The organism is Streptomyces sp. NPDC055103, assembly GCF_053607625.1.
Map to the genome: position 1 here is coordinate 16,833 of NZ_JBSGTX010000070.1, position 26,667 is coordinate 43,499.

A 26,667-nucleotide genomic window follows, 5' to 3' on the forward strand; every position below is an offset into this window, starting at 1 on the left:
CCACCAGCTCAACGAACTCCTGCTCATCTGCTCCCTCGTGTTGCTGATCGCCGTCGCGGCCGTACGGATCTCGTCCCGGAGCGGGCTCCCCAGCCTGTTGCTGTACCTCGGGATCGGCATCGCGATAGGGCAGGACGGCATCGGCAACGTCGCCTTCGACAACGCCGAACTGACCCAGGTCATCGGCTACGCCGCCCTCGTCGTGATCCTCGCCGAGGGTGGCCTCGGCACGAAGTGGAAGGAGATCAAGCCGGCACTGCCCGCCGCCGTCGTCCTCTCCACGGTCGGCGTCGCCGTCAGCGTCGGCATCACGGCCACGGCCGCCCACTACCTCGTCGGTCTCGAATGGCAGCAGGCGCTGATCATCGGCGCCGTCGTCTCGTCCACCGACGCCGCCGCGGTCTTCTCCGTCCTGCGCAAGGTGCCGCTGCCCTCCCGGGTCACCGGCGTCCTGGAGGCCGAGTCCGGCTTCAACGACGCCCCCGTCGTCATCCTCGTCGTCGCCTTCTCCACCGCGGGCCCCGTCGACGCCTGGTACGTCCTGGTCGGCACGATCGCCCTGGAGCTCGCCATCGGCGTCGCCGTCGGTCTGGCCGTCGGCTTCCTCGGCGCGTACGGCCTGCGGCACATCGCCCTGCCCGCCTCCGGCCTCTACCCGATCGCCGTCATGGCCATCGCGGTCGTGGCGTACGCGGCGGGCGCCCTGGCCCACGGCTCCGGCTTCCTCGCCGTCTATCTGGCCGCGATGGTCCTCGGCAACGCCAAGCTGCCGCACGCGCCGGCCAACCGCGGCTTCGCCGAGGGGCTCGGCTGGATCGCGCAGATCGGCATGTTCGTCCTGCTCGGCCTGCTCGTCACCCCGCACGAGCTCGTCCACGACTTCTGGCCCGCCGTCGTCATCGGCCTCGTCCTGACGATGGTCGCGCGGCCGATGGAGGTCCTGGTCAGCCTGGCGCCCTTCCGGATCCCCTGGCAGGAGCAGGCCCTGATGTCCTGGGCCGGGCTGCGCGGAGCCGTCCCCATCATCCTCGCCACCATCCCGATGGTGTCGCAGATCGAGGGCAGCGAGCGGATCTTCAACATCGTCTTCGTCCTCGTCGTCGTCTACACCCTCGTCCAGGGCCCGACCCTGCCCTGGCTGGCCAGGGCGCTGAAGCTGGGCGACTCCTCCGAGGCCGCCGACCTCGGCGTCGAGTCGGCCCCCCTGGAGCGACTGCGCGGGCACCTGCTCTCCGTCGCCATCCCCGAGGCCTCGCGGATGCACGGCGTCGAGGTCGCGGAGCTGCGGCTGCCCGCCGGAGCGGCGGTCACCCTCGTCGTACGCGAGGAGAAGAGCTTCGTACCGGGTCCGGCGACCGTCCTGCGGCGCGGCGACGAGCTCCTCGTCGTCGCGACCGACCCGGTGCGGGACGCCACGGAGCGGCGCCTGCGCGCGGTCGGCCAGGGCGGCAAGCTCGCCGGCTGGCTCGGCACGGGAGGCTCCGCGGAGGCCAGGGCGCACGCGCAGACAGCGACGCGCTTCCACCTCCCGGGCGGCCACGGGAGCGGCGGGAGCGGCCACGGGACCGGCCACGGGCACCGCTCTCGGGGCCCTCAGAAGAAAACATCCGGTTGATCGCAGGCATTAATTCAGGTGCGGGAGCGTTTTCCCAGGCGGGAAGACGCTCTTCCCTGTACCATGAAGGCACACCTGATCGAACCAACTCTGCCTGACGCAGAGCTGGCGCGACCGTATGGCGGCCGAGGCGCCCCTCCGCAGTGGGGCCGGCCCGGTATCTACCGCAGTAACGCGCATGAGGACAGCTCTCGGCGACACCCGCACCACCGTGCCGGGGCGCGCTACCAGGCGGCAGAAAGGCCAGGACCGTGGCGTCCACGGTCATCTCGGACAAGCGACCCGGCTACGGGCAGCTTCTGCGCACCCCCGGTGCGCTGTCCTTCCTGCTCCCCGGCTTCGCCGCCCGGCAGCCCTTCGCGATGCTGACCATCGGCATCGTCCTGCTCGTCCAGCACACCACCGGATCCTTCGGCAGCGCGGGCGCGGTCGCCGCCGTCACCGGCGTCTCCATGGCGGTCTTCGCCCCGCAGAGCGGCAAGCTCGCCGACCGCTTCGGTCAGCGCGCCGTCCTGATCCCCGGCGTCCTCGTCCACACCGCCTCGGTCTCGCTGCTCGTGGCCCTCGCCCTGAGCGGCGCCCCGCTGTGGGCGCTGTTCCTGGCCGCCGTGCCCGCCGGCGCCTCCGTACCCCAGGTCGGACCGATGGTCCGGGCCCGGTGGGCGGCCAAGCTCGACGGCACCCCGCTGATGCCGACGGCCGCGGCCTTCGAGTCCGTGACCGACGAGTTCACCTTCGTCGTCGGCCCCGTCCTCGCGACCGCCCTGTGCACCGGCATCCACCCGGCCGCGGGCCTGATCGCCGAGGCCGCCCTCACCCTCGTCGGCGGCCTGTTCTTCGCCGCGCAGCGCGCCACCCAGCCCCCGTACGGGATCTCCGCGGCCACCGCCGCCGGCCCGGCCCGCTCGGCCCTCTCCATCCCCGGCGTCCGCGTCCTGATCGTCGCCTTCCTCGGCATCGGCGCCGTCTTCGGCGGCATGCAGGTCTCCCTGACCGCCTTCACCGAGGAGATCGGCAACCCCGGCGCCAACGGCCTGCTGTACGGGATCTTCGCCGCCGGCAACATGCTCGCGGGCCTCGCCATGGGCGCCGTCGCATGGAAGACCGGCCCCCGCCGCCGCCTGATCCTCGGCTACACCGGCCTCACGGTCGCGGCCTCCCTCCTGTGGACCGCGCACTCGGTGCTCCTCCTCGGCGCCCTGGGCCTGGTCGTGGGTCTGTGCATCGCCCCCGCCCTGATCACCGGCTACACGATCGTCGAGACCCTGATCCCGGCGTCGTCCCGCACCGAGGCCTTCACCTGGCTCACCGGCGCCGTCGCGCTCGGCCAGGCCGCGGCCGTCACGATCGCCGGCCGCCTCGCCGACTCCCAGGGGTCGAGCGCCGGGTTCCTGGTGCCTGCCGCGGGCACCGTCCTCGCCCTGGCCACGCTCCTCGCCCTCCGGTCGCGGCTGAAGCCGCACGAGACCAGCCGGGTCGCGGCACGTGGTATCGGTCACCGCGTGCCGGTGGCGGTGGACTGATCCCACGGAATACGTCAGTATGGATCGTCGTTAGCACTCGATGAGTGTGAGTGCCAGGAGGAAGTCACGTGCCGACCTACCAGTACCAGTGCACCGAGTGCGGCGAAGGCCTCGAGGCGGTGCAGAAGTTCACCGATGACGCGCTGACCGAATGCCCCAGCTGCAAGGGACGCCTGAAGAAGGTGTTCTCGGCCGTCGGCATCGTCTTCAAGGGCTCCGGCTTCTACCGGAACGACAGCCGCGGCTCGTCGTCCAGCAGCTCGCCGGCCGCGTCGAAGTCCTCGACCCCGTCGTCCTCGGCGTCCTCTTCGGACGCCAAGCCGGCCGCGTCGTCGTCCTCGACCGCATCCGCGTCGTCTTCGTCGTCGTCTTCTTCGTCGTCGTCGAGCGCCGGAAGCTCGACCTCGGCCGCCTGATCCTTTTCCTCACCGAGGGCCCCGTCGCCGTACGCGACGGGGCCCTCGGTGTTTCCCGGGGCCGCCGTCTAGGGTGATCGCCATGGCGACCCATGATGCGTACGCGGACATCGGCGTGATCGGCGGCTCGGGCTTCTACTCCTTCCTGGAGGACGTCACCGAGGTGTCCGTGGACACCCCGTACGGCAGCCCGAGCGACTCCCTCTTCCTCGGCTCGATCGCCGGCCGGCAGGTCGCGTTCCTCCCCCGTCACGGCCGGGGCCACACCGTCCCGCCGCACGGGATCAACTACCGCGCCAACCTCTGGGCACTGCGCTCCGTGGGCGTACGGCAGGTCCTCGGGCCCTGCGCCGTCGGCGGGCTCCGCGAGGAGTACGGGCCGGGCACCCTCGTCGTACCTGACCAGCTCGTCGACCGGACGAAGACCCGGGCGCAGACGTACTTCGACGGCGAACGGCGGGCCGACGGAGCCGTACCGAACGTCGTCCACGTGACCTTCGCCGACCCGTACTGCCCCGACGGGCGGCGGGTCGCGGTCAAGGCCGCCCGGGGGCAGGACTGGGAACCGGTGGACGGCGGCACGATGGTCGTGGTCGAGGGGCCCCGCTTCTCCACCCGGGCCGAGTCCCGGTGGCACGCCGCCGCCGGCTGGTCGGTCGTCGGCATGACCGGCCATCCCGAGGCCGTCCTCGCCCGCGAACTGGGCCTCTGCTACACGTCGCTCGCGCTGGTCACGGACCTGGACGCGGGCGCGGAGACCGGCGACGGCGTCTCGCACACCGAGGTGCTGCGAGTGTTCGGGGAGAACGTGGGGCGGCTGCGGGACGTGCTGTTCGACGCGGTGAGCTCGCTCCCGGCGACGGTCGACCGGGACTGCCTGTGCACGCGGGCGCACGAGGGATGGGACCTGGGGATCGAGCTGCCGTAGAGCGGCTTCGAGTGCCTTCGGAGGCTGCTCAAACCACCCGTGTGGGCGGGGGAGTTGTCCACAGGTGGCGGGTGGTCCCCAGGCCGGAGCGGGGACGCGGCGAGGCCGGGAGAGTGGGGCGTGGCCCTCCTCGGCCCTTCTCCCGACCAGGACAGGCGGTACCCCACGATGACGACCACGAGCTCCTTCCTCCCCTCCGTTCCCGCACAGTGCGTCGTGCCCGCCTTCGAGCCGGTACGCGGCCGGGGAGGGCGGCGCGGACCGCTCAGGGCGCTGCGCCGGGGGCGGCGCGCGCCGGTGGTGCTGCTCGCGTTGACGGTCGCCGCGCTGACGGCGGCGACGACGACGGCTTCCCGCTCGGGCGCTTCGCCGCCGGGGGCCGCCGTGACGCCCCGGGCGCGGCCGCCCGCCGCCGTCGCGGTCCGGCTGGTGTCCGCGCCGGTACGGATCGCCGACGCGGAGACCGTGCGGCTGCTGCGCGCCGGCGACCGGGTCGACGTGATCGCCGCGCCCAACTCCCCGATGGGCGGCGCCGGTGAGGCCCGGGTGGTGGCGACGGGCGCCCGAGTGGCCGAAGTTCCCCGCTCGGGCGAGACTCGTTCGGACGGAGGGGCACTCGTCGTCCTGTCCGTGCCACGGGCGACCGCGGCGGCGCTGGCAGGTGCCGGTGTCACGTCCCAACTGGCGGTGACGCTGTGCTGATTCGCACTGACCTACTGTCAAGTCACCGTTCCGTGTGTACGGATTGGACGCCTCTGCGCCGTTCACGGCGTAATGGCTCCGCACACAGCACACATGACGAGAACGAAAGGCACTTCGGTGGCCGAGAAGAAGGAAAGCTTGCTCGGAGGCTTCAAAGCCTTCCTGATGCGGGGCAACGTGATCGACCTGGCGGTCGCGGTCGTGATCGGCGCCGCGTTCACCAACATCGTGAACTCGGTCGTCAAGGGCATCATCAACCCGGTCGTCGGTGCCTTCGGCACGAAGGACCTGGAGAGCTACTCGTCCTGCATCAAGGGCACCTGCCAGGTGGTCAACGGCGAGGTGCAGGGCGTCCAGCTCCAGTGGGGCCTGGTCCTCAGCGCGGTCCTGAGCTTCATCATCACCGCGGGCGTCGTCTACTTCCTGATGGTCCTGCCGATGGCCAAGATCCTCGCCAAGCGCGCGGCACACGACAGGGCGAAGGAAGGCGTCGCGGAGACCATGGAGATCAGCGAGCTGGAGGTGCTCAAGGAGATCCGCGACCACCTCGTCTCCCAGCGCGGCCCCTCCACGGGGACGGGCGCGGGCACGGGATCCGGTTCGGGCTCCGGCGGCGGCGCGGGGACGCACCCCACCTCCTGACCGGCGGAGCGTGCCGGGATCAGAGGTGGTGCGGCGGCTTCTCGTCGAGGAAGCGCGCGAGGTCGGCGGCACTGCCGCCGCCGGCCGGAGGCCGCTCGCCCCACCCGCGGTCCGTGTCGTCCGCGGACTGCTGGTCCAACGGATCGTCGAAGACGATGACCGGCTTCGGTGTGTTCTCGGGGCTGGGTCGGGAGCCGGGCTGCTTGGCGTCTCGCGGTCCGTGGGCGGGGGCGGTGCTCATACCTTCAGGGTACGCCCGCTCCCCCGCCCCCTACCCCGCTGATCAGCGAACTTCGGCCGCCGGCCCCGGCTCGGCGGGTCCCGGCTCAGTGGATCTCGGCTCAGTGGATCTCAGCTCGGCGGGTCCCGGCTCAGCGGCTCCCGGCTCAGCGGATCTCAGCTCAGCGGATCTCAGCTCAGCGGATCTCAGCTCAGCGGTCCTTCGGGTCGATGAGCCAGATGCCGAGCACGACCAGGAACGACAGCACGAGGAAGCCGGCGCCCCACCACGCGGTGCCGGTGTCACCGGCCATCCACTCGTCCACCACGATCGTCAGCCCCCAGAGCTGGCCGATGACGGCCGTGAGCGCCAGCGCGAGGCGGGCGGACAGCTTCGAGGAGCGCTCCGGCTCCTGCTCCGTACCGGCTCCCGGACCCGGACCGGTGTGCCGGATCCGCGGGTCGCCGTAGCCGCTGGTGGGCCGGATCTGCGGATACCGCTCACGCACCGGCCGGTTCAGGCGCGGCTGGGCACTGCCGGGGGTGTACGCGGGCGGCGGCGGGGGTTCCGGCGCCCCTGGTGCCTCCGGCGCGCCGGGGTCCCGTGGGAACGGGGTCTCGCTCATGTCCGCTCACTCCTCTCGGCCGTCTTCCGGCCGGGGCCGCCGGGGCCGCTCGGGCCGGCCGGGCCGCCGGCGCCGAAGCCGGGGCAGCCCGGACGGTCGTCGCCGTTCTGGCGGCAGAAGCCCTCGACCGCGCTCTCGCCCGAGCGGGCGGTGCCGATCGCCCAGACACTGCCGTCGGCCTGCTCGACCAGGAGCACCTTCGGCAGACCCCTCGGCGGCGGACCCGCGGTGACCTCTCCCGTACGGGCGTCGAAGACGCCCTCGTGGCAGGGGCAGTACAGCTCGCCCTCGCTGCCCCGCTCCTTGCGCCACAGCACGGCGCAGGCGAGATGGGTGCAGACGGCGGAGTAGCCGGCGAGGGTGCCGTCGTCCATCCGGACGGCGATGGCCCGGTCCTCGTCGCCGGGGTAGCGGAAGGCGAGCGACTCCCCCGGTTCGATCCGGTCGGCGACCTTCCTGATCTCGGGGGCGCCCTCGCTGTCGCCGTGGCGGTGCAGGATGCCGGAGGCGACGGCGACGCCGCCGACGGCCAGGCCGCCGGAGACGGTGGCGACGATCCGCAGGTAGTCGCGGCGGGTGGTGAGGGAGTCGGCGGCGATCCGGTCGCGGAGCGCCTCCTGAGCCGCGTCCGCGCGGGGGTCCGGCGCGGGCGGCTGCGGGTCGGTGACGCTCATCGGACGTCCCTCCCGTTGATCTCTACCACCGGAAGGCCCCCGGGGACCGGCCACTGGACCTTGTCGGCGGGGACGACCATGGCGACGCCGGTGGTGACGGTGGTCGTGCCGAAGGTGAAGGAGTCGGCGATCTGGACGCCGGGGCGCTCGGCCTGGAGCTCTTCGAGCGTTCCGTAGAAGAGGGCGCCGGTGGGGCAGACCGTGGCGCACATGGGGGCGAGGCCGTAGGAGGTGCGGTCGTAGCAGAGGTTGCACTTCATCTGGAGCTTCGCCTGGAGGTCGATCTTGGGGACGCCGAAGGGGCAGGCGTTCACACAGTTGGCGCAGCCGATGCAGCGGGTGGTGTCGGCCTGCTGCACGACGCCGTCGGCGGTCACGAGGATCGCGTCGGCGGGGCAGACCTCGGCGCACGGGGCGACCGGGTCCTCGCAGTGCATACAGACGGTGGGAAGGGAGGCGACGGAGTGGCCCTCGTCGGGGTAGTCGAGGTGGATCATCGACTTGCCGCGGTGGGAGTCGCACTCGCGGCAGGCGGAGACGCAGGCCTGGCAGCCGATGCAGCGGCCCGGGTCGATGAAGATCGTGCGGCCCATCATGTGCGGGTCAGCTCCTCTCCGCGGTGCCGCGGCCCTGGGGGGAGGTCGGCGGCAGCGGGTCGAGACGGGAGACCTGGGTCTCCGGGTAGGCCTGCTGTCCGGGGGCGGTGGGCGGTGCGGGGACCTCGTCGACGCGTTCGGCGGCCTCGATGCGGGCGGCGCAGACCTTGTACTCCGGGATCTTGGAGCGGGGGTCGAGGGCGTCGATGGTGAGGGCGTTGGCCGCGGTGGGGACGGGCCAGTGGTACGGGATGAAGACGGTGTCGGGGCGGATGGCCTCGGTGACCAGGGCGGGGAAGACCTCGCTGCCGCGGCGGGTGACGACGCGGACGGGGTCGCCGTTGCGGAAGCCGTGGGAGGGGTGGACCTCGACCCAGGGGCGGGGCGTCTGTTCGACGAGGGCGCCGAGCCGGCGGGTCTGGTTGCCGGAGAGGAAGTGGGCGACGGTCCGGCCGGTGGTGAGCGAGAGGGGGTACTCCTCGCTGTACGGGTCCATCGGCGGGTGCCACTCGACGACCTGCATGTGGACCTTGCCGTCGGGGTGGTAGGTCGTCCCGTCCTCGAAGAGACGCGGGGTGCCGGGGTGCTCCGTGGTGGGGCAGGGCCAGGCGATGCCGCCGGTCTCCTCCAGGCGCTCGTAGGTGATGCCGTAGTAGTCGTTGACCGTGCCCGCGGAGGCGACGCGGAGCTCCTCGAAGACGGAGCGGGAGTCCGGGAAGTCGAACTTGTCGCCCGCGCCGAGCCGTTTGGCCAGTTCGCACATGACCCAGGTGTCGGTGCGGACACCGGCCGGGGGTTCCTGGGCCTTGTTGTGCTTGACGACCCGCGCTTCGGCGTTGGCCATGACGCCCTCGTCCTCGGCCCAGACGGTGACGGGGAAGACGACGTGGGCGTTGGCCGCGGTCTCGGAGAGGAAGAAGTCGAACTGGGCGTGGAACTCGAGGGTGTCGTATCCGTCCTTGACGGTGGCGTAGTTCGGGAGGGAGACGAAGGGGTTGTTGCAGATGCCGACGAGGCCGCGGATCTCCTGGCGCTGCATCTGCCAGACCATCTCCATCATGGAGGTGCCGGCGAGCGGGAGTTCGGCCTCGTCGACGCCCCAGATCTCGCAGATCTGGCGGCGGTGCTCGGGGTTGGTGATGGAGCGGCCGCCGGGCAGGAGGTCGGACTTCTGGCCGTGCTCGCGGCCGCCCTGACCGTTGCCCTGGCCGGTGATGGTGCCGTAGCCGGCGCCGGGCTTGCCGATGTTCCCGGTGGCGACGCAGAGGTTGATGATCGAGAGGCAGTTCTCGACGCCCTGGGAGTGGTGCTCGACGCCGCGGGCGTGCCAGGCCATGGACCTGCCCGCGCCGGCGAACATGCGGGCGACCTGGACGATCTGCTCCTCGGGTACGCCGCAGATCCGGGCGGAGCGGGAGGGCGGGTAGTCGGCGACGGTCTTCTTGACCTCGTCCCAGCCGGTGGTGTGGGCGGCGAGGTAGGCCTCGTCGGTGAGGCCCTCGGCGACGACGACGTTCAGGACGGCGTTGAAGAAGGCGGAGTCCGTGCCGGGCTTGAGCGCGACGTGGACGTCGGCGGTGCGGGCGATCGCCGTCTCGCGGGGGTCGACGACGATGAGGGTGGCGCCCCGGTCGCGGGCTCCCCACAGGTACTGGGTCATGACGGGGAAGCACTCGCCGACGTTGGAGCCGGCGATGAGGAGGCAGTCGGTGAGGAGGATGTCGGAGAAGGGGTTGCCGGCGCGGTCGATACCGAAGGCGAGTTTGTTGGCGCCTGCGGCGGAGACCATGCAGAGACGGCCGTTGTAGTCGACGTGCCGGGACTTGAGGGCGACGCGGGCGAACTTGCCGACGAGGTAGGTCTTCTCGGAGAAGAGGCTGGCGCCGCCGAGGAGACCGAAGGCGTCGTTGCCGTACTCGCCCTGGATGCGGCGGATCTCGGCGACGGTGTGGTCGAGGGCCTCTTCCCAGCTGACCTCGCGGAACTCCTCGTCGCGGTTGCTCCGCATGAGGGGGGCGGTGAGCCGGTCGGGGTGGTTGACCTGCTGGTAGGCGTTGATGCCCTTGGGGCAGAGCCGCATGCGGTTGATGTCGTGGTTGCGGGGCTCGACGCCGAAGACCTTGCCGCCGCGGTCGACGCGGAGGTACATGCCGCACTGGACGCCGCAGAAGCAGCAGTGGGTGGGGACGAGGGTCTCGCCGTTCTGGTCGGCGTGCCAGCGGTCGGCCGGGATCCCGCCGGCGTCGCGGAAGCCACGGGTGCCGGACGGGGCGAGGGAGGGATCGAGCGGCACCGGCTGCCCGGGGGTGGTCACGGGGTCGGTGGCCGTCATTTGAAGCCCTTCTTCACGTGGTCGAGGTAGGCGTTTCCGCGGAGGACGCGCTTGCAGCGGGGGCAGTACTCGGCCCACTCGTCGAAGCCCAGGGAGAGGTCGCGCATGGTGCCCTGGAGGTTCTCGACGTAGGGGGCGGTGTCGATGGGTTCCTGGCAGCGGCGGCAGGCGAGGATCTCGTCCCCGTCCTTGCGACGGGACGTGTATTTGAAGAGCTGCATGCCGACGGCCGCGGGCCGCTGGACGATGTGGAAGAACTTCCCGAAGGGGATGTAGATGAGGGTGAAGACCACGGACACCATGTGGAGGATGGCGAGGAACTCGTAGCCGCCGCCGTGCAGGAAGATCGACGAGAAGGTGAGCAGGAGCCCCGTCACGGAGATGACGACGAGGGCGAGGAGGGGCACCAGGTCGTAGGCGAACCGCTGGCCGGTGACGGCTCCGCGGTCCTTCATGCGGCGCCAGAGGAAGTAGGAGGCGCCGGCGATGACGAGGACGGCGGCGATGTCCAGGCCGTGGAACATGAGCCAGCCGAGGACGCTGAGGGCGTCGAAGCCGACGACCTTGAGGCCCCAGATCCGCATCTCGTAGCCGGGTCCCGATCCGGTGGACGAGGTGAAGGTGAACCAGCCCCAGGTGAGGGGGAAGGTGATGGCGGCGGCCAGCAGACAGCCCCAGAAGACGAGTTGGTGGGCGGCCCAGCGGGCGTGGGAGCGGGCGCCGAGGAACTTCTGGAAGCCGAGGTAGGTGGCGATCATCCGGGGCAGGGCGGTGGGTGCCTTGCGGAAGTTCGCGGCGGAGGAGAAGGACCGCCAGCCCTGCCGGAAGAGGCGTCGGGCGCCGGGGGCGGAGACCCAGACGGTGTACCGGTAGGCGACACCGAAGGCGAGGAAGACGGTCGCGACGGCGTACGGGAGGAGGGCCGAGTCGAAGTCGCGGAGGAGACGGCTGCCGAAGACGATCGCGAGGATCAGGAGCACGGAGACGACGGTGCCCGTCAGGGCCGCGCGGCGGCGCACGGCGGCGGGCGTCCGCGGCGCGGGCCCGGCGGTGGGCCCGGCGGTGGGCTCGGCCGGTGGGAGGGGCGGCTCGGCTGTCTGCGGTGGCTCGGTCACGCGGCCACGGTAAGGGCGTACGTACCGTTTCGTCCTGTTTTGCGAGGCAGCGGGGTGAGCACGTCCCTCAGACGGCGTGCAGGCCGTGGGAGAGGAAGACCTCACGGGCCTCGGCGACCTGCTCGGGCGTCGGGGACGGGGTGTCGTGCAGGGTGAACGGCTTGGCGAGTGCTTGCCACTTCGCTTCGCCGAGCTTGTGGAAGGGGAGGATGTCCACGCGGGAGACGTTGCCGAGGCCGGCGGCGAAGGCGGCGACTCCCTCGACGTTGTCGGGGGAGTCGGTGAGCCCCGGGACGAGCACGAAGCGGACGTGGACCTCCTGGCCGAGGTCGGCGAGGCGCCGGGCGAAGTCCAGGGTCGGCCGCAGCGGCCGCCCGGTGACCTTCTTGTACGTGTCCGGGTCCCAGGACTTGATGTCGAGCAGGACCAGATCGGTGTCCCGCAGCAGGGCGTCGGTGGCGCGGACGCCGAGGAAGCCCGAGGTGTCGAGGGCAGTGTGGAGGCCGAGCTCGTGCTTCATCCGGTGCAGGAGCTCGCCGGTGAAGACGGGCTGGAGGAGGGGCTCCCCACCCGAGACGGTCGCCCCGCCGCCGGAGGCGGCGATGAAGCGGACGTACTTGCCCGCCTCGGCGATCACGTCGTCGGCGGAGGTGCTCCCCCGGCTACCGCTGGGAGGTACCCCCGTGCCGTTGCGCATCCGCCAGGTGTCGGGGTTGTGGCAGTAGAGACAGGTGAGGGGGCAGCCGGAGAGGAAGGTGACGAAGCGGGTGCCGGGTCCGTCGACGCCGGTGGACAGGTCCCAGGAGTGGACCGAGCCCTCGGAGGGCCGCTGGGTCGCCGCGGCGGCCGGGGTGGCGGGTCCGACGGTGAGGCTGGTCATGGCAGGGGCCTCCTAGGGAGGGTGTCGGAGGGGGGCGCGACCCGGGGCCGGGGGTGAGGGCCACCGGCCCCGGGTCGTGCCCGGGGGGCTACAGCGAGCCGTGGAAGGTGCGGTTCAGCACGTCGAGCTGCTGGTCGCGGGTGAGCCGGACGAAGTTGACCGCGTATCCGGAGACCCGGATGGTCAGCTGCGGGTAGTTCTCCGGGTGCTCCATGGCGTCCAACAGCACGTCGCGGTTGAGGACGTTGACGTTCATGTGGAAGCCGTCGCTCGCCATGTAGCCGTCGAGGACGCCCGCGAGGTTCTTGATCCGCTCCTCGGGAGTGCGGCCCAGGCCGTCGGGGGTGACGGTGTTGGTGAGCGAGATGCCGTCCTCGGCGTCCTCGTACGGGAGCTTGGCGACGGAGAGTGCCGAGGCCACGTAGCCGTGGGTGTCGCGGCCGTTCATCGGGTTGGCGCCCGGGGAGAAGGGCTCGCCGGCGCGGCGCCCGTCGGGGGTGTTGCCGGTCTTCTTGCCGTAGACGACGTTGGAGGTGATGGTCAGGACGGACTGGGTGTGCTCGGCGTCGCGGTACGTCGGGTGCTTGCGCACCTTCCGCATGAACTCCTCGACCAGCCGCACCGCGATCCCGTCGACGCGCTCGTCGTTGTTGCCGTACGCCGGGTAGTCGCCGTCGATCACGTAGTCGGTGGCGAGACCGGTCTCGTCCCGGACCGGGGTGACCTTGGCGTACTTGACGGCGGCGAGGGAGTCGGCGGCGACGGAGAGGCCGGCGATGCCGCAGGCCATGGTGCGGCGCACGTCGCGGTCGTGGAGCGCCATCTCGATGCGCTCGTAGGCGTACCGGTCGTGCATGTAGTGGATGACGTTCAGGGCGTGGACGTAGACGCTCGCGAGCCACTCCATCTGCTCGTCGAACTTGGCCATGACCTCGTCGTAGTCGAGGACCTCGGAGGTCAGGGCCCCGGTGGACGGGCCGACCTGGGCGCCGGACTTCTCGTCGCGGCCGCCGTTGATCGCGTAGAGGAGGGTCTTGGCGAGGTTCACGCGGGCGCCGAAGAACTGCATCTGCTTGCCGACGGGCATCGCGGAGACGCAGCAGGCGATGGCGGTGTCGTCGCCGAAGCGCGGGCGCATCAGCTCGTCCGACTCGTACTGCACGGAGGAGGTGTCGATGGAGACCTTGGCGCAGAACTCCTTGAAGCCCTGCGGGAGTCGCGGCGACCAGAAGACGGTCATGTTGGGCTCGGGGGCCGGGCCGAGGTTGTAGAGGGTCTGGAGGTAGCGGAAGGAGGTCCTGGTGACCAGCGGGCGACCGTCCTCGCCCATGCCGGCGATGGACTCGGTGACCCAGGTGGGGTCGCCGGAGAACAGCTCGTCGTACTCGGGGGTGCGCAGGAAGCGGACGATACGGAGCTTGATGATGAAGTCGTCGACGAGCTCCTGGGCCTGCTCCTCGGTGAGGAGGCCCTCCTCGATGTCGCGCTGGAGGTAGACGTCGAGGAAGGTGGACGTCCGGCCCAGGGACATCGCGGCGCCGTTCTGCTCCTTCACGGCGGCGAGGTAGGCGAAGTACAGCCACTGGATCGCCTCGTGACCGTTGGCGGCGGCTCCGGAGATGTCGTAGCCGTAGGAGGCGGCCATTGCCTTGAGTTCGCCGAGGGCGCGGATCTGCTCGGAGAGCTCCTCGCGGAGGCGGATCGTCTCCTCAAGGGAGCGGTTTCCGGCGGGGAGGGCGTTGAGCCCCTCCTTCTCCTCCTTCTTCACCGCGATGAGACGGTCGACGCCGTAGAGCGCGACGCGGCGGTAGTCGCCGATGATGCGGCCGCGGCCGTACGCGTCGGGGAGGCCGGTGACGATGCCGGCCTTGCGGGCGGCGCGGATCTCGGGGGTGTACGCGTCGAAGACGCCGGCGTTGTGGGTCTTGCGGTACTCGGTGAAGACCTTCTCGAGCTCCTCGGAGACCGGGTAACCGTAGGTCTCCAGGGCGCCGGCGACCATGCGCCAGCCGCCGTACGGCATGATCGCGCGCTTCAGCGGGGCGTCGGTCTGGAGGCCGACGATCAGGTCCTTGTCGCGGTCGATCCAGCCGGGGGCGTGGGCGGTGATGGTGGAGGGGATGTCGTACGAGACGTCGAGGACGCCCTTGGCGCGCTCCTCGGGGAACTTGTCCGTGATGGCCTTCCACACGGCGGTGGTCCGCTCGGTGGGGCCGGCCAGGAAGGAGTCGTCGCCCTCGTACGGCGTGTAGTTCTGCTGGATGAAGTCGCGGACGTCGACGGCGTCGCGCCAGAGCCCGCCCTTGAAGCCGTTCCAGGCCTGCTCGTTCATCATTGCCGTTGCTTCAGCAGGGGTCGCAGTCACTGCCCACACCGCCCTCTTCGCTTCATTCGATCGCGTCGTTGCCTACCTCCATTTCACTCCTTCCGATCGATCGTTCCGGTCGGCATTGGTCACCGGTCGACGGGCTTTGGTCCTGGTCCGAGTACGCCGGAAGGCCCCGCCGTGGCGGGACCTTCCGAGAGGGTGGAGGGAGGGGTGGAGGGAGGGGTTCGGGGATGGGCTCAGCTGGGCGCCTCGGCGCTCTTGCGGGCGTAGAACCACCAGGTCACGACCGTGCAGCTGAGGTAGAAGGCGACGAATCCCCACATCGCGCTGGTCACGGCCACCGAACCGAAGAGGGCCGGGATGAAGAAGAATCCGTAGGCGGCGATGGCCGAGGTGAATCCGGTGACGGCACCCGACTCCATTTCCGCCTGCTTCAGCGCCCTGGTGTATTCCGGGGTGCCTTCCTCAAGGCCCTTGAGGTGGGTGCCGCGGAAGATGACCGGGATCTGCCGGAAGGTCGAACCGTTGCCGATTCCGGAGAAGAAGAACGCGGCGAGGAAGCAGAGGAAGAAGCCGTGGAAGGAGCCGCCGTCACTGCCCGAGGGCAGGAAGTTGATCACGCCGACGATGGAGACGGCCATGCCCACGAAGGACAGGATCGTGACCCGGGCGCCGCCCCACTTGTCGGCGATCCAGCCGCCGCCCCAGCGGGCGAGGGCGCCGACGGCCGGGCCCATCCAGGCGTAGGTGGCGACGGAGTAGTCCGGGAACGTGGTCTTGATCAGCATCGGCAGGGCGGCGGCGAAGCCGATGAAGGAGCCGAAGGTGCCGACGTACAGCCAGGTCATCAGCCAGTTGTGCTTGCGCTTGAAGATGATCTTCTGCTGGCTGAAGGGGGTCGAGGCCACCGTGAGGTCGTTCTGTCCGAACCAGGCGACGGCGGCCAGGATCAGCAGGATCGGGACCCAGAGGAACGCGGCGTTCTGCAGGTAGACGGGGGTTCCGTCGGCCTTGTGCTGGGCGGAGCCGATCGCGATGGTCGACCAGGTGATGACGATCGGGGTGAGGAGCTGGACGACGGAGACGCCGAGGTTGCCGAGACCGCCGTTGATGCCGGTCGCGCTGCCCTTCTTCGCCTTGGGGAAGAAGAAGCCGATGTTGGCGAGGGAGGAGGCGAAGTTCGCGCCGCCGATGCCGCAGAGCGCGGCGATGGCGACCATCACGCCGTACGGGGTCGTCGGATCCTGGATGGCGATGCCGAGCCAGATCAGCGGGACGATCAGGACGACCGTCGACAGCGCGGTGAAGCGGCGCTGGCCGACCATCGGGCCGAGGAACGTGTAGAGGATCCGGGCCGTGCCGCCGGTCAGACCGGGGATGGCCGTCAGCCAGAACAGCTGCGAGGTGGAGAAGCCGAAGCCGACGTCCTTGAGGTTGGTCGCGGTGACCGACCAGACCTGCCAGACGACGAAGGCGACGAGCAGCGCCGGGACCGCGATCCACAGGTTGCGGGTGGCGACCTTCTTGCCGATGGACTTCCAGAAGAGCTCGTTCTCGGGCTCCCAGTCGGCGATCGGCCTGCCGGGGCGGTACTGCTCCGTGTCGTACGACGGAGTCGGCCCGCCCGTCCTTCTGCTGCCCTGGTCCTGGGACTGGAGTACGGAACTCATGGCGCTTCCCTGCCTTTTCGCAGACCTTCCTTGCTCTTCCAGGCTGCGCCCCGGCATAAGGGGAGGTGAGTGCCGTTGGTCGCCGGACGGGCGGGCGTAGGTCCCCTCCCGCTCGGGTCGTAGGCACCGGAAGGACCGGGCTCCCGGTCAGGTCGTGGGCACCGGAAGGACCGGGAGGGACACCTCCGGGTCGTCGAGGCAGACCCCGGTCCGCAGGTCGAACTCCTGCTTGTGCATCGGGGACGCCACCACCGGCACCCCGTCACGGCTGCCCGTGATCCCGTTCGCGATGGCGTCGGCCCCCGAGAACGGGTCCCTCGTCCCGCTGCTCCTCGGCGACGGCTATCACCGCACCGTCGACATCCCGGCCGTCGCCCGCCACTTCGACTGCACGGTCACGCGCGGGCTGAGCGGCGAGCACGCGGTGGCCCTCGCCCTGTACGACCGGCTGCGCGCCGCCGAGCGGACGGCCGACGGCCCCGCCGACGCGGTCGTCGTCGCCGGGGCCGGCTCCTCCCGGCCCGGCGGCAACGACGGCACGCTCACGGCGGTCCGGCAGCTGGGCACGCTCCTGCGGCGGTCGGGGAACCGCTCGCCGACCATCCGCGCCTGGCCGGGCTGGTGGTGGCGCGGTGCGCGCGCGAGGGAGCGGGAGCCGCGCCCGTACCGCGTGCCATGTGGCGAGGCTCGCCAATCACTCTGATGTCCTGGGGTACATGACACAACCGTTCCTGCCTCTTGCCGCCCGCTCCCGCGAGGAGTCGCACCGCGCCGCCACCCCCCTGGAACTCTTCTTCGACCTGTGCTTCGTCGTCGCCGTCGCGCAGGCCGGCGCCGAGCTCGTGCACGCGGTCGCCGAGAACCACACCGGCGAGGGGATCCTCAACTACGCGATGGTCTTCTTCGCCATCTGGTGGGCGTGGATGAACTTCACCTGGTTCGCCTCGGCCTACGACAACGACGACGTCCTCTACCGCGTCGTCACGCTCGTCCAGATCGCCGGCGTCCTCGTCCTCGCCGCAGGCGTCTCGCGCGCCTTCCAGGAGCACGACTTCCTCGTCGTCTACCTCGGCTACGTCGTCATGCGGCTCGCGCTCGCCTTCCAGTGGCTGCGCGCCGGCCACCACGCCACCGACCCCGCCGAGCGGACGATGTGCCGGCGGTACGCGGGCGGGGTCGTCGCCGTCCAGATCGGCTGGCTCGCGCTCGTCCTCGCCCCCGAGCCCGCCCGCGGCTGGATCTTCCTCGTCATGGCGCTCGCCGAGATGGCCGTGCCCTTGTACGCGGAGAAGGACGCCCCCAGCACCTGGCACCCGCACCACATCGCCGAGCGGTACGGCCTGTTCACCATCATCGTGCTCGGCGAGACCGTCGCCGCCGCGACCGTCGCCGTGAAGTCCGGCGTCGTCGAGAACGACGCCCTCGGCGAGCTCCTGCCGATCGCCGTGGGCGGTCTGCTCCTCGTCTTCGCCGCCTGGTGGATCTACTTCGTCGTGCCCGCCCACGACCGGCTGACCTCCAGCCGTCAGGGCTTCCTGTGGGGCTACGGCCACTACGTCATCTTCGCCTCGGCCGCCGCCGTCGGCGCGGGCCTGGAGATCGCCGTCGAGCAGGCGGTGGGCGAGGCCCATATCTCCACGCTCGCCGCGTCCGCCGCCGTGACGATCCCCTCGGCGGTGTTCCTGCTCTCCGTCTGGCTGCTCCACGCCCGCTACTTCAAGATCGGCATCGCCCAGCAAATGGTGCTGCCCGTGGCGTCGTTCGCGATCCTGATGTGTACGTTCGCGGGCCGCTGGGCGGTCCTCGCCGCCGGCCTCGTCGCGGCGGCCACGGTCGCGACCGGGGTGACACTGACCGCCCGGAACCCGGCGACCCGCACGGGCGAGGGGGCTCGGGGATGACAGGCTGAGGCGATGACAGGGTGACGGCATGACCGACAGCGCCTTCGTCGTGGTCTCCGGCCTCCCCGCCGGAGGCAAGAGCACCCTGGCCCGCGCCCTCGCCCCGCGCCTGGACCTCCCCGTCATCGACAAGGACGTGATCCTGGAGTCGCTGTACGACTCCCTCGGCATCGGCGACCAGGCCTGGCGCCACCGGCTGAGCCGGGCGGCCGACGACGCCCTGTACGCGCTCGCCGCCGACGCCGGGCGCGCCGTGCTCGTGAACTGGTGGCACCGCGACACCGCCCCCGCCCGGCTCCGGGCACTCGGCGCCCGGCTCGTCGAGGTGCACTGCGCCTGCGCGACCGCGCTCGCCGCCGAACGGTTCCGGGCGCGCGAGCGCCACCCCGGCCACCTCGACCGGGAGCTCAGCGCCGAGCAGCTCGACGAGCGGGTCGCCGCCTGGGCGGCCCACCCGGGTCCGCTGGGGCTCGGAGGGCCCGGCGTGGTCGTCGACACCGCGCGGCCGGTCGTCGGGGCGGCGCTCGCCGCCCTCGTGGGGGAGGTCGGCGCGCTCCTCGTGGACCGACCGGCGTCGCGTCAAGCCGCGTGGTAGGCAAAGGACATGACACAGCAGCCTGAGGAGACGGCCGGGGCCGGACGGGACGTGCGCGTCGCCATGGACGCGATCACCGATGTGAGCGGGGTGCGCGTGGGGCACGCGCGCGTGGCCGGGCCCGGGGCGCTGAGCGGGACCACGGTCGTCCTGGCCCCGGCGGGCGGGGCCGTCGCGGCCGTGGACGTACGGGGCGGCGGGCCGGGCACGCGGGAGACCGACGCGCTCGACCCCCGGAACGTCGTCCAGCGGATCGACGCGCTCGTCCTGACCGGCGGCAGCGCGTACGGCCTGGACTCGGCCGGCGGGGTCATGGCCTGGCTGGAGGAGCACCACCGCGGCGTGCGGGTGGGCCCCGACCCGTCCCATGTGGTGCCGGTGGTGCCCGCCGCGTGCGTCTTCGACCTGGGACGCGGCGGCGACTTCTCGGCCAGGCCGGACGCGTCGACGGGACGCGCCGCGGTGGAGGCCGCCGATGCGAGCGGGGACCACGCGCGCGTGGAGACGGGCGCGGTCGGCGCGGGCACCGGGGCCGTCGTCGGCGGGCTGCGGGGCGGGGTGGGGACGGCGAGCACGGTCCTGGAGTCGGGGATCACGGTCGGCGTCCTGGTCGTGGTGAACGCGGTCGGTTCGGCCGTCGACCCGGCGACGGGCGTGCCGTACGGCAGCTGGTTCGAGGGCGGCAGGCGCGGTCCCGACTTCCCGGCGGAGGAGGTGCACGAGGCGGCGCTACGGCGGCTCGCGGAGGCCCGGGCGGCGAGCGCCCCTCCCTCGCTGAACACGACGCTCGCCGTCGTCGCCACGGACGCGGTCCTCACGCGCGCGCAGGCGCAGAAGGTCGCGGGCACGGCGCATGACGGCATCGCGCGCGCGGTGCGTCCGGTGCACCTGATGAACGACGGGGACACGGTCTTCGCGCTCGCCACCGGGCGGCGGGAGCTGCCGGAGGAGCCCGGTCCGCTCGCCCTGAACGAGATCCTGGCGGCCGGCGCGGACCTGGTGACCCAGGCGATCGTCCGGGCGCTGCTCGCGGCCCCGGGCGGGCGGCGCGGCCCGGGCGGGGACTTCCCCTCGTACGGCGAGCTGTACGGCGAACTGTCCGAAGACCATTCCGGCGACCAGTCCGGCGGCCTGTCCGGTGGAGCGCCGCCCGAGGCGACCCCGGCCTGACCGCCCAGCCCTCCCCCACTCCCCGTACTCCCGGTAACCACAAGGGAGTTGACGAATAACGCGGCGGGAACTTCCCGTGCGCGCCCTTCGTTTTGCTGAACCCCGGACACGATGTCAGCCCCAGGGACTACGTTTAGCAAGCATCAAGTGACATGCGGCGACGGCCTGGAGACCCTCTTGAACGATCCGCAGGATCCTCACGATCCGTACGAGACGACCGAGACGCACCTTGAGCGGCTTCTCGGCAGGGCGCTCAACTCCTTCGACCTGCCCGACTCCACCGTCGAGCGCCTCGGCACGGCGCTCGCCCACTCCACCGCGCTGCACTCCTCGCACCACAGCGCGTCGCTGCACCGGACCACCTACCGCCACACGTATCTGCTCGCCGACGGCAGCGCGCTCAGCCTGTGGGAGCTCACGCACAACACCGGCCGGGACGGCACCGACCAGCACGAGCTGTACGCGGAGGAGTCGGAGGCCCGGCTCGCGGCCTCGCGACTGCCGGCCGGTCCGCTGCCCGGCTGGAGCGTGGAGCGCGCCGACGGCCGCGCCCTCGACAGCGACGACGACGAGGACATGGCGCTCCTGAGCGCCCTGCTCGCCCGCCCCATACCGGCCCAGCCCCGGATGTACGTGCCGGACAACTCCGCCGACCACGCGCGCCGCGTCCTGCGGCGCGCGGAGAACGCGGACCGGCCGGGCGAGCGGACGGCCCGGCGGCTCCGCCTGGCCTTCGCGCACCACATCACACAGGCCTTCGGGCGGCAGTGCGCGGTGGAGGGGGGCCGGGACGCCGGCTTCACCCTCTACGAGCACCAGTTCCTGCTGCTCGACGGCAGCGAGATCAGCCTCTGGGAGATCGAGCACACGGCGACCCCGGACGGCCGGCACATGTGCGAGGTGTACGAGGACGAGCGCTCGGCCCGCGCGGCGATGGAGACCCGCGCGCGGGTCCGCTGACACCCGCACCCAGGCCCCGCACCCCGGCCTCGGCCCCGACCCCAGACCCCGGCTCCGCTTCAGACGAGCGCGGGGTCGGGGGCGGGGTCGGGGACGTCCACACCGGCCTCCGCCAGCTTCCCCACGGCAAACGCGCGATTGGCGCGGGTCTGTTCGCGGTACGCCGGGGGCAGCTCCGGCAGCGCGAGCAGCCGGTCGCAGGCGGCGAGCGAGGCGGCGTGGTCACCCGTCCAGTACGCGGTGATCGAGTACTCGAAGAGCAGCCCGTACCGGTACACCCACGGCTGCATGAACAGCAGGTCGTCCGGCTGCCTCCCGTCCAGGACGGCGGAGACGACGGCGTGGGCCGCCCGGTACCGGCGCAGCTTCCGCAGGCGCGCCACCAGCTCGTAACAGGCTTCGAGCCGCTCCGGCCGCGACTCCCAGGCCCGCGAGAGGGCGTCCATCGCGGACGGCCAGTCGCCGGACTCCGCCCGGAGGACGCCGGACTGGAGGAGGGAGTAGTAGACCTCCTCGCCCCAGCCGCCCATGGCCGCGCGCCGCTCGTAGAGCGGGACGGCCTCGTCGGTGCGGCCCATGTCGCGCAGCGTCTGGGCGAGGTAGAAGACCGTACGGGGGTTGGCCGGGTCCCGGTCGAGCTCGGCGCCCAGGAGACGGGCGTCCCGCTCGAACTTGTCGTGGCGTGACCCGCCGTCGGCGTAGTCCTCGATGACCAGGGCGTCCAGGTTCCGCTGCCCGTGGTCCCGGTCGGCCGTCAGGTACTCGTGGGTGACCCCCTCGTACCGCCAGGGCAGATCGCCCCTGACCAGCCGCTTGATGCGGTACTCCAGGGATCCCTCGTGGCGGATCATGTACGCGTCCTCGGTGAGGACGGGCAGCGGGCCGTCCTGCCGCAGGACGTGGTCGGCGTCGAGGAGCAGGAGGTAGTCGGCGCGGCCACGGGCCAGCGCGATGTTCGCGCTGCGGTTGTGGCCGAAGTTCACCCACGGCTCCTCCCGCAGCTCGCCGGGGACGCCGGCGAGGGCGGTGCGGATCAGCTCCTGGGTCCCGTCGGTGGAACCGGTGTCGGAGATGACCCAGGTGTCCACGAGACCTCGGACGGAGGCGAGGCAGCGCTCGATGACCTTGGCCTCGTTCTTGACGATCATGCACAGGCAGATGGACGGCTGCACGGCAACACCACTTCCGGTGGGGGCGGGAGAGCTGTCGGGGGGTGGGCGACCCTACGGGCGCCCACGGAGGGGGCGATGTCGGCACGCCGACGGGCGGTTCGAAATTCGCCTTCGTGTACGCATCCATCCGGCTAGCAGCGATACGCCATGGCGTTGGGAGTGCCGCGAGACCGTCAAGCCTTCCCATGCGCGATCCGATGATCCGACCAGGAAGCGCGAACGAGCTTCCCGGAGATCACTCGGACCGGCCGCCGCGCGGCCGGTGGAAGAAGGAGCATGCATGCGTCCTGATGCCAGGACCAGGTCCCCGCTCGGTCCCCTGCCCCGACGACGCCCCTGGGTCGTCGGCGGGGCCCTCGCCTCCGTCGCACTCGTCCTCACGGGCTTCGCCTCACCGGCGGCCGCCGCCGCCTGGGACTCCCCGGAGAGGACGACGGCGGGCCCGTCGACGGGCGACCACTGCGAGGAGCGGCCCCCGCAGCACCCGGACGGACCGCCGCCGCACCACGAGGACGGCCCTCCGCCCTGGGAGCAGCACCAGGACGGACCGCCGCCGTGGGAGCAGCAGGACGGCCCCCCGCCGTGGGAGCAGAACGGCCCTCGCAGCGCGGACCTGGCCGGCCCGCCGGCCACCGGTGACCTCCAGGGGTTCCTGGACCACGAGATCCGCCCCCTGGTCGAGGACCACCAGTCCCGCGCCCTGCCGGCGGCCCCGAACGGCGGCGACGGCGACTGCAAGGTCGGCCCCACAGGCCCGACCGGCCCAACCGGCCCGCCCGGCCCGCCCGGCCCGACGGGAGACACGGGCGCGACGGGCGCGACCGGAGCCACGGGAGCCACCGGCGAGACGGGCGCCACGGGTGAGACCGGCGCTACGGGCGCCACGGGAGCCACCGGCGAGACGGGCGCCACGGGCGCCACCGGAGCCACGGGAGCCACGGGAGCCACCGGCGAGACCGGCGCCACAGGCGAAACCGGAGCCACCGGAGCCACGGGCGCCACGGGTGAGACCGGCGCTACGGGCGCCACGGGAGCCACCGGCGAGACGGGCGCTACGGGCGCCACGGGAGCCACCGGCGAGACGGGCGCCACGGGCGCCACCGGAGCCACCGGAGCCACGGGAGCCACCGGCGAGACCGGCGCCACAGGCGAAACCGGAGCCACCGGAGCCACCGGTGCGACAGGCGCCACAGGCGCCACCGGGCCCACCGGCCCCTGCTCCGACATCGACCTCTACGCTCCCTCCGCCACCCAGGACCAGCAGGCCGTGCTCACCGGCGGCAGGGTCTACGTCGGAAGGGCGCCCTCGGCAGGCGGGACGATCGTCTGGCAGGACCTCAGCAACGCGGTCGCGACCATGACGGACCCCGCGAACCCCGACTTCCCCGCCGGCGCCTGCGGCGTCTCCTACGACAGCCAGGGCAACACGGCGTACGTCAAGATCGTGACCACGACCGGGGAGGTGTGGCAGACGGTGGGCGACACCACCGGCACCGACTTCATCTGGAACCAACCCTGGGTTCAGCAGACGACACCCACCCCGGCGGCACTCCGCGCGAACAAGTTCGCACGGGCCCTGCCTCCCGGCGCGTCCCGCAACCTCGCCCCCCGGAACTGAAGTCCCCCTGAGGACAGGCAACATGCCCGACAGCGACATGACCGACAGGTGACATGACCGACAGGTGACATGACGAAGGGGCGGTGCGCATCGCGATGCGCACCGCCCCTTCCCGCTCGCCAGGAACTCAGTGCGTCAGCACCGGCTCCTTCTCCACGGCCGCCGGAACGTCCTCGTCCTCGCCGCCCTCCAGGTGCTGCTTCGGCTTCGCCGGCAGCGCGAACATCACCAGGAAGATCGCGGCGAGCACACCCGCCGCCCAGCCCAGCGAGTTCTGGAAGGCGTCCGTGAACGCCGCGCCCACCTCGGCCGGAGCCTTCGCGAGGTTCCAGTCGTCGACCACGCCGAAGAAGACCACGGACACCAGGCCGAGCCCGAGCGCGTTGCCCATCTGGCCCGTCGTGTTGATCAGGCCCGACGCCGAGCCCGCGTGCTCACGCGGCACCTCGGAGAGGACCGCGTCCGTCAGCGGGGCCACGATCAGGCCCATGCCCAGACCCATGACCACCAGCGGCGGGATCATCTGCCAGGACTCGATCCCGGTCCCGTACCGGCCCGCCACGAAGAAGTAGAGCAGGACGCCCGCGATCATCGTGAGCGCACCCGCCTGGAGCACCTTGCGGCCGAAGCGCGGCACCAGCTTCTGCACCGAAAGACCGGCGGCCACGGAGACGGCGATCGAGAACGGCACACCGGTGAGACCCGCCTTCAGGGCGCTCCAGCCGAGGCCGATCTGCATGTACAGCGTCCAGACCAGGAAGAAGATGCCGAGGACCACACCGAAGGTCAGCTGCACGGCGATGCCGGCGGCGAAGCTCTTCACCTTGAACAGCGACAGCTCGACGAGCGGCGAACCGTCCTTCTTCGCCTTGTACTTCTCGTACGCGATGAACGCGGCGAACACGAACAGGCTGCCGATCATCATCAGGTGGCCCCACAGCGGCCACTGCAGCTCACGTCCACGCGTCAGCGGGTAGATCAGCATCAGCAGCGCCGCCGCCACCAGGAGCATGCCGACGATGTCGAGGCGCAGCGCCTTCGGCGCCTTCGACTCGGTGATGAACTTCCGGCCCAGGATCAGGCCCGCGATGCCGACCGGCAGATTGATCAGGAAGATCGGGCGCCACTCCAGACCGGCGATGTTCCACTCCGTGAGCAGCGCGCCGAGCAGCGGACCCGAGACGGCGCCGAGGCCGATGATCGCGCCGAACATGCCGAAGACCTTTCCGCGCTCGTGCGCGGGGAAGGTGACGTGGATGATCGAGAGGACCTGCGGCACCATCATCGCCGCCGCCGCGCCCTGGAGGAGGCGGGAGGCGACCAGCATCTCCGAGTTGGCGGCGACGCCGCAGAGCGCGGAGGCGAGAGTGAAGGCGGCGGTGCCGATGAGGAAGAGCCGCTTGCGGCCGTAGATGTCACCGAGCCGGCCGCCGGTGATCAGCCCGGTCGCGAAGGCGAGGGCGTAACCGGCGGTGATCCACTGGATGGCCCCGGAGGAGGCACCGAGGTCGTTCTCGATGCTGGGGATCGCGATGTTGACGATCGTGGCGTCGACCAGATCCATGAAGGCGGCCGTCATCACGATGGCGAGGGCGATCCACCGCCTCTTGTCGCTCGTGTCCTGGGGGGCCGCATCCGTGACGGCTTCGTGTGAACTCATACGAAGAAGATAGAAGTCATCTAGGCCAGTACATGTCCTAGATGAGCCTCATCCTGGAAGACATGACGGACACCCCGGCACGACTCCTGAATCTGCTCTCGCTGCTCCAGACCCCGCGCGAGTGGCCCGGAAGCGAGCTCGCCGAGCGGCTCTCGGTCTCCCCGCGCACCATCCGCAGGGACATCGACCGGCTCCGTGACCTCGGCTATCCCGTCGAGGCCACCCTCGGCGCGGTCGGCGGCTACCGCCTCGTCGCGGGTACGGCCATGCCGCCGCTCCTCCTCGACGACGAGGAGGCCGTCGCGATCGCCGTCGGCCTGCGCGCGGGCGCCGGACACGCCATCGAAGGCATCGAGGAGGCGTCCGTACGGGCCCTGGCGAAGCTGGAGCAGGTCCTGCCCGCGCGGCTCCGCCACCGGGTCTCCACCCTCCAGAACGCGACGCTCCCTCTGACCAGGGGCGACGGCGCCACGGTCGCGCCCGCCACCCTGACGACACTCGCGGGCACGGTCACGGGGCGGGAGAAGCTGCGCTTCGGCTACCGGGCGGCGGACGGCGCCGAGTCGAAACGGCTGGTCGAGCCGTATCGGCTGGTGTCGACCGGGCGCCGCTGGTACCTCGTCGCGTACGACCTGGACCGCGACGACTGGCGGACCTTCCGGGTGGACCGGGTGAGCGACCCGCTCGCGACGGGCGCCCGCTTCGCCCCGCGCGAGCTCCCGGTCGGCGACGCGGCCCAGCTGCTGCTCCGCTCGATGTCCCGGGCCAAGGCCGAGCTGGAGCTCGACGTCAGCTTCGACGCCCCGGCCGACTTCGTGACGGCCCGGCTGCCGTCCCACCTGGTCCCGACGGCGACGGGCCCGACGACCTGCCGCCTGCGCACCCGCTCCGCCGACTCCGTCGAGTGGCTGGCGCTCCGCCTGGCCCTGGTCGACGCGCCCTTCACGATCCACGGCCCGCCCGTCCTCCACGGCTACGTGGACGAGCTGGCCACCCGCCTCGCGGCGGCGACACGGGGGTAGGCGGCACGGACGGAAGCGGGGAGCCGTTCGCCCGGCGCCCCGCCGCACGTCCTCCGTACGTCGTGGGTCCCTCCTAGTTCGAAACACCCCCTAGACGAGTCATTCCGAATGTTGACGATGCGTTCGGGAACGCAGACAGGGCGTCCAAGATCGTTGTGTGACGAACAACCTAGATGAATGAGTCCGATGTTCGTGCTGGTCGCGACTATGGCGAAGGGCGCCCGTTGGTCAGTGTGTGAAGACAAACCTGGACGCCCTTCTGGCGGCACTGTACGTGTTCATCGACGACCATGTGGCGCCTT

Annotated in this window: 25 protein-coding genes and 1 pseudogene; 14 read left to right on the plus strand and 12 right to left on the minus strand. The window is 71.5% G+C overall.

Going from position 1 to position 26,667, the window contains the following annotated elements; all coding sequences use genetic code 11:
• The first annotated feature begins 37 nt into the window (after window positions 1-37).
• The 6 genes from ACWFR1_RS32515 (at window position 38) to mscL (ending at window position 5,826) form a co-directional block, all read left to right on the plus strand.
• Entirely contained in the window at window positions 38-1,615 is a 1,578-nt protein-coding gene (locus ACWFR1_RS32515; RefSeq protein WP_453557593.1) for a potassium/proton antiporter, read from the plus strand.
• Window positions 1,616-1,866: 251 nt separating this feature from the next.
• On the plus strand, window positions 1,867-3,138 hold the full coding sequence (locus tag ACWFR1_RS32520) for an MFS transporter (protein ID WP_453557595.1): 1,272 nt from the start codon (window positions 1,867-1,869) through the stop codon (window positions 3,136-3,138).
• Between the two features lie 68 nt (window positions 3,139-3,206).
• A complete protein-coding gene (locus ACWFR1_RS32525; RefSeq protein ID WP_453557597.1) occupies window positions 3,207-3,554 on the plus strand; it encodes an FmdB family zinc ribbon protein in 348 nt (115 codons plus the stop codon).
• A gap of 82 nt (window positions 3,555-3,636) precedes the next feature.
• Window positions 3,637-4,482, plus strand: coding sequence for an S-methyl-5'-thioadenosine phosphorylase (locus ACWFR1_RS32530; protein ID WP_453557599.1), 846 nt, complete (start codon window positions 3,637-3,639; stop codon window positions 4,480-4,482).
• A 168-nt stretch (window positions 4,483-4,650) separates the two neighbouring features.
• Entirely contained in the window at window positions 4,651-5,184 is a 534-nt protein-coding gene (locus ACWFR1_RS32535) for a hypothetical protein (protein WP_453557601.1), read from the plus strand.
• Between the two features lie 93 nt (window positions 5,185-5,277).
• The gene (mscL, locus tag ACWFR1_RS32540; RefSeq protein ID WP_453557603.1) at window positions 5,278-5,826 is read left to right on the plus strand and encodes a large conductance mechanosensitive channel protein MscL; all 549 of its coding nucleotides are present in this window, start codon (window positions 5,278-5,280) and stop codon (window positions 5,824-5,826) included.
• 19 nt (window positions 5,827-5,845) lie between these two features.
• On the opposite strand, the gene ACWFR1_RS32545 is transcribed toward mscL, so the two are convergent.
• Entirely contained in the window at window positions 5,846-6,067 is a 222-nt protein-coding gene (locus tag ACWFR1_RS32545) for a hypothetical protein (RefSeq protein ID WP_453557605.1), read from the minus strand.
• 135 nt (window positions 6,068-6,202) lie between these two features.
• Between ACWFR1_RS32545 and ACWFR1_RS32550 the strand changes: the two are divergent.
• Window positions 6,203-6,280, plus strand: a pseudogene (locus tag ACWFR1_RS32550) (hypothetical protein); the annotation flags it as partial.
• On the opposite strand, the gene ACWFR1_RS32555 reads toward ACWFR1_RS32550, so the two are convergent.
• The 9 genes from ACWFR1_RS32555 to ACWFR1_RS32595 form a co-directional block, all read right to left on the minus strand.
• Window positions 6,258-6,671: a hypothetical protein gene (locus ACWFR1_RS32555; protein ID WP_453557607.1), complete on the minus strand. Its 414-nt coding sequence runs from the start codon at window positions 6,669-6,671 to the stop codon at window positions 6,258-6,260. The pseudogene ACWFR1_RS32550 and the gene ACWFR1_RS32555 overlap by 23 nt on opposite strands.
• Complete coding sequence (locus tag ACWFR1_RS32560; protein ID WP_453557609.1) at window positions 6,668-7,345, minus strand: QcrA and Rieske domain-containing protein; 678 nt, start codon at window positions 7,343-7,345, stop codon at window positions 6,668-6,670. The genes ACWFR1_RS32555 and ACWFR1_RS32560 overlap by 4 nt, the downstream gene beginning before the upstream one ends.
• Window positions 7,342-7,941, minus strand: coding sequence for a 4Fe-4S dicluster domain-containing protein (locus ACWFR1_RS32565; protein ID WP_453557611.1), 600 nt, complete (start codon window positions 7,939-7,941; stop codon window positions 7,342-7,344). Before ACWFR1_RS32565 ends, ACWFR1_RS32560 begins: the two co-directional genes overlap by 4 nt.
• 7 nt (window positions 7,942-7,948) lie before the next feature.
• Window positions 7,949-10,273 (minus strand): molybdopterin oxidoreductase family protein, encoded by a 2,325-nt coding sequence (locus ACWFR1_RS32570; protein ID WP_453557613.1) that lies wholly within the window; start codon window positions 10,271-10,273, stop codon window positions 7,949-7,951.
• A complete protein-coding gene (locus ACWFR1_RS32575; protein ID WP_453557615.1) occupies window positions 10,270-11,388 on the minus strand; it encodes an MFS transporter in 1,119 nt (372 codons plus the stop codon). The genes ACWFR1_RS32570 and ACWFR1_RS32575 overlap by 4 nt, the downstream gene beginning before the upstream one ends.
• A gap of 67 nt (window positions 11,389-11,455) precedes the next feature.
• The gene (gene pflA, locus ACWFR1_RS32580; protein WP_453557617.1) at window positions 11,456-12,268 is read right to left on the minus strand and encodes a pyruvate formate-lyase-activating protein; all 813 of its coding nucleotides are present in this window, start codon (window positions 12,266-12,268) and stop codon (window positions 11,456-11,458) included.
• An 88-nt stretch (window positions 12,269-12,356) separates the two neighbouring features.
• On the minus strand, window positions 12,357-14,603 hold the full coding sequence (pflB, locus tag ACWFR1_RS32585; RefSeq protein ID WP_453557619.1) for a formate C-acetyltransferase: 2,247 nt from the start codon (window positions 14,601-14,603) through the stop codon (window positions 12,357-12,359).
• Window positions 14,604-14,833: 230 nt separating this feature from the next.
• Complete coding sequence (locus ACWFR1_RS32590) at window positions 14,834-16,267, minus strand: MFS transporter (RefSeq protein ID WP_453557621.1); 1,434 nt, start codon at window positions 16,265-16,267, stop codon at window positions 14,834-14,836.
• A 147-nt stretch (window positions 16,268-16,414) separates the two neighbouring features.
• The gene (locus ACWFR1_RS32595; protein ID WP_453557645.1) at window positions 16,415-16,558 is read right to left on the minus strand and encodes a nitrite reductase (NAD(P)H) small subunit; all 144 of its coding nucleotides are present in this window, start codon (window positions 16,556-16,558) and stop codon (window positions 16,415-16,417) included.
• Between ACWFR1_RS32595 and ACWFR1_RS32600 the strand changes: the two genes are divergently transcribed.
• The 5 genes from ACWFR1_RS32600 to ACWFR1_RS32620 all read left to right on the plus strand — a co-directional run bounded on the left by ACWFR1_RS32600 (window position 16,497) and on the right by ACWFR1_RS32620 (window position 20,893).
• On the plus strand, window positions 16,497-16,970 hold the full coding sequence (locus ACWFR1_RS32600; RefSeq protein ID WP_453557623.1) for a sirohydrochlorin chelatase: 474 nt from the start codon (window positions 16,497-16,499) through the stop codon (window positions 16,968-16,970). The two genes, ACWFR1_RS32595 and ACWFR1_RS32600, sit on opposite strands and share 62 nt — an antisense overlap.
• A gap of 13 nt (window positions 16,971-16,983) precedes the next feature.
• Window positions 16,984-18,168, plus strand: a complete 1,185-nt coding sequence (locus ACWFR1_RS32605; RefSeq protein ID WP_453557625.1) for a low temperature requirement protein A — start codon at window positions 16,984-16,986, stop codon at window positions 18,166-18,168.
• Window positions 18,169-18,196: 28 nt separating this feature from the next.
• Entirely contained in the window at window positions 18,197-18,763 is a 567-nt protein-coding gene (locus ACWFR1_RS32610) for an AAA family ATPase (protein WP_453557627.1), read from the plus strand.
• Between the two features lie 9 nt (window positions 18,764-18,772).
• A complete protein-coding gene (locus ACWFR1_RS32615; protein ID WP_453557629.1) occupies window positions 18,773-19,933 on the plus strand; it encodes a P1 family peptidase in 1,161 nt (386 codons plus the stop codon).
• A gap of 111 nt (window positions 19,934-20,044) precedes the next feature.
• On the plus strand, window positions 20,045-20,893 hold the full coding sequence (locus ACWFR1_RS32620) for a DUF6227 family protein (RefSeq protein ID WP_453557631.1): 849 nt from the start codon (window positions 20,045-20,047) through the stop codon (window positions 20,891-20,893).
• 59 nt (window positions 20,894-20,952) lie between these two features.
• Here the strand turns inward: ACWFR1_RS32620 and ACWFR1_RS32625 are convergent, their stop codons facing one another.
• A complete protein-coding gene (locus ACWFR1_RS32625; protein WP_453557633.1) occupies window positions 20,953-22,065 on the minus strand; it encodes a glycosyltransferase in 1,113 nt (370 codons plus the stop codon).
• Window positions 22,066-22,345: 280 nt separating this feature from the next.
• On the opposite strand from ACWFR1_RS32625, the gene ACWFR1_RS32630 reads away from it, so the two are divergent.
• On the plus strand, window positions 22,346-23,683 hold the full coding sequence (locus tag ACWFR1_RS32630; protein WP_453557635.1) for a hypothetical protein: 1,338 nt from the start codon (window positions 22,346-22,348) through the stop codon (window positions 23,681-23,683).
• A gap of 127 nt (window positions 23,684-23,810) precedes the next feature.
• Here the strand turns inward: ACWFR1_RS32630 and ACWFR1_RS32635 are convergent, their stop codons facing one another.
• Window positions 23,811-25,343: an MFS transporter gene (locus ACWFR1_RS32635; protein WP_453557637.1), complete on the minus strand. Its 1,533-nt coding sequence runs from the start codon at window positions 25,341-25,343 to the stop codon at window positions 23,811-23,813.
• Window positions 25,344-25,405: 62 nt separating this feature from the next.
• Here ACWFR1_RS32635 and ACWFR1_RS32640 point away from each other — a divergent pair, with 62 nt between their 5' ends.
• Window positions 25,406-26,365: a helix-turn-helix transcriptional regulator gene (locus ACWFR1_RS32640; RefSeq protein WP_453557639.1), complete on the plus strand. Its 960-nt coding sequence runs from the start codon at window positions 25,406-25,408 to the stop codon at window positions 26,363-26,365.
• Window positions 26,366-26,667: the final 302 nt, after the last annotated feature.

What these genes read in the sequence shown, in the direction of transcription:
- ACWFR1_RS32530 (WP_453557599.1), top strand. Translation starts at nt 3,637, where the DNA reads ATGGCGACCCATGATGCGTACGCGGACATCGGCGTGATCGGCGGCTCG.
- ACWFR1_RS32535 (WP_453557601.1), top strand. Translation starts at nt 4,651, where the DNA reads ATGACGACCACGAGCTCCTTCCTCCCCTCCGTTCCCGCACAGTGCGTC.
- mscL (WP_453557603.1), top strand. Translation starts at nt 5,278, where the DNA reads ATGACGAGAACGAAAGGCACTTCGGTGGCCGAGAAGAAGGAAAGCTTG.
- ACWFR1_RS32545 (WP_453557605.1), bottom strand. Translation starts at nt 6,067, where the DNA reads ATGAGCACCGCCCCCGCCCACGGACCGCGAGACGCCAAGCAGCCCGGC.
- ACWFR1_RS32555 (WP_453557607.1), bottom strand. Translation starts at nt 6,671, where the DNA reads ATGAGCGAGACCCCGTTCCCACGGGACCCCGGCGCGCCGGAGGCACCA.
- ACWFR1_RS32560 (WP_453557609.1), bottom strand. Translation starts at nt 7,345, where the DNA reads ATGAGCGTCACCGACCCGCAGCCGCCCGCGCCGGACCCCCGCGCGGAC.
- ACWFR1_RS32565 (WP_453557611.1), bottom strand. Translation starts at nt 7,941, where the DNA reads ATGATGGGCCGCACGATCTTCATCGACCCGGGCCGCTGCATCGGCTGC.
- ACWFR1_RS32570 (WP_453557613.1), bottom strand. Translation starts at nt 10,273, where the DNA reads ATGACGGCCACCGACCCCGTGACCACCCCCGGGCAGCCGGTGCCGCTC.
- pflA (WP_453557617.1), bottom strand. Translation starts at nt 12,268, where the DNA reads ATGACCAGCCTCACCGTCGGACCCGCCACCCCGGCCGCCGCGGCGACC.
- pflB (WP_453557619.1), bottom strand. Translation starts at nt 14,603, where the DNA reads ATGATGAACGAGCAGGCCTGGAACGGCTTCAAGGGCGGGCTCTGGCGC.
- ACWFR1_RS32590 (WP_453557621.1), bottom strand. Translation starts at nt 16,267, where the DNA reads ATGAGTTCCGTACTCCAGTCCCAGGACCAGGGCAGCAGAAGGACGGGC.
- ACWFR1_RS32605 (WP_453557625.1), top strand. Translation starts at nt 16,984, where the DNA reads ATGACACAACCGTTCCTGCCTCTTGCCGCCCGCTCCCGCGAGGAGTCG.
- ACWFR1_RS32610 (WP_453557627.1), top strand. Translation starts at nt 18,197, where the DNA reads ATGACCGACAGCGCCTTCGTCGTGGTCTCCGGCCTCCCCGCCGGAGGC.
- ACWFR1_RS32615 (WP_453557629.1), top strand. Translation starts at nt 18,773, where the DNA reads ATGACACAGCAGCCTGAGGAGACGGCCGGGGCCGGACGGGACGTGCGC.
- ACWFR1_RS32620 (WP_453557631.1), top strand. Translation starts at nt 20,045, where the DNA reads ATGTCAGCCCCAGGGACTACGTTTAGCAAGCATCAAGTGACATGCGGC.
- ACWFR1_RS32630 (WP_453557635.1), top strand. Translation starts at nt 22,346, where the DNA reads ATGCGTCCTGATGCCAGGACCAGGTCCCCGCTCGGTCCCCTGCCCCGA.
- ACWFR1_RS32635 (WP_453557637.1), bottom strand. Translation starts at nt 25,343, where the DNA reads ATGAGTTCACACGAAGCCGTCACGGATGCGGCCCCCCAGGACACGAGC.
- ACWFR1_RS32640 (WP_453557639.1), top strand. Translation starts at nt 25,406, where the DNA reads ATGACGGACACCCCGGCACGACTCCTGAATCTGCTCTCGCTGCTCCAG.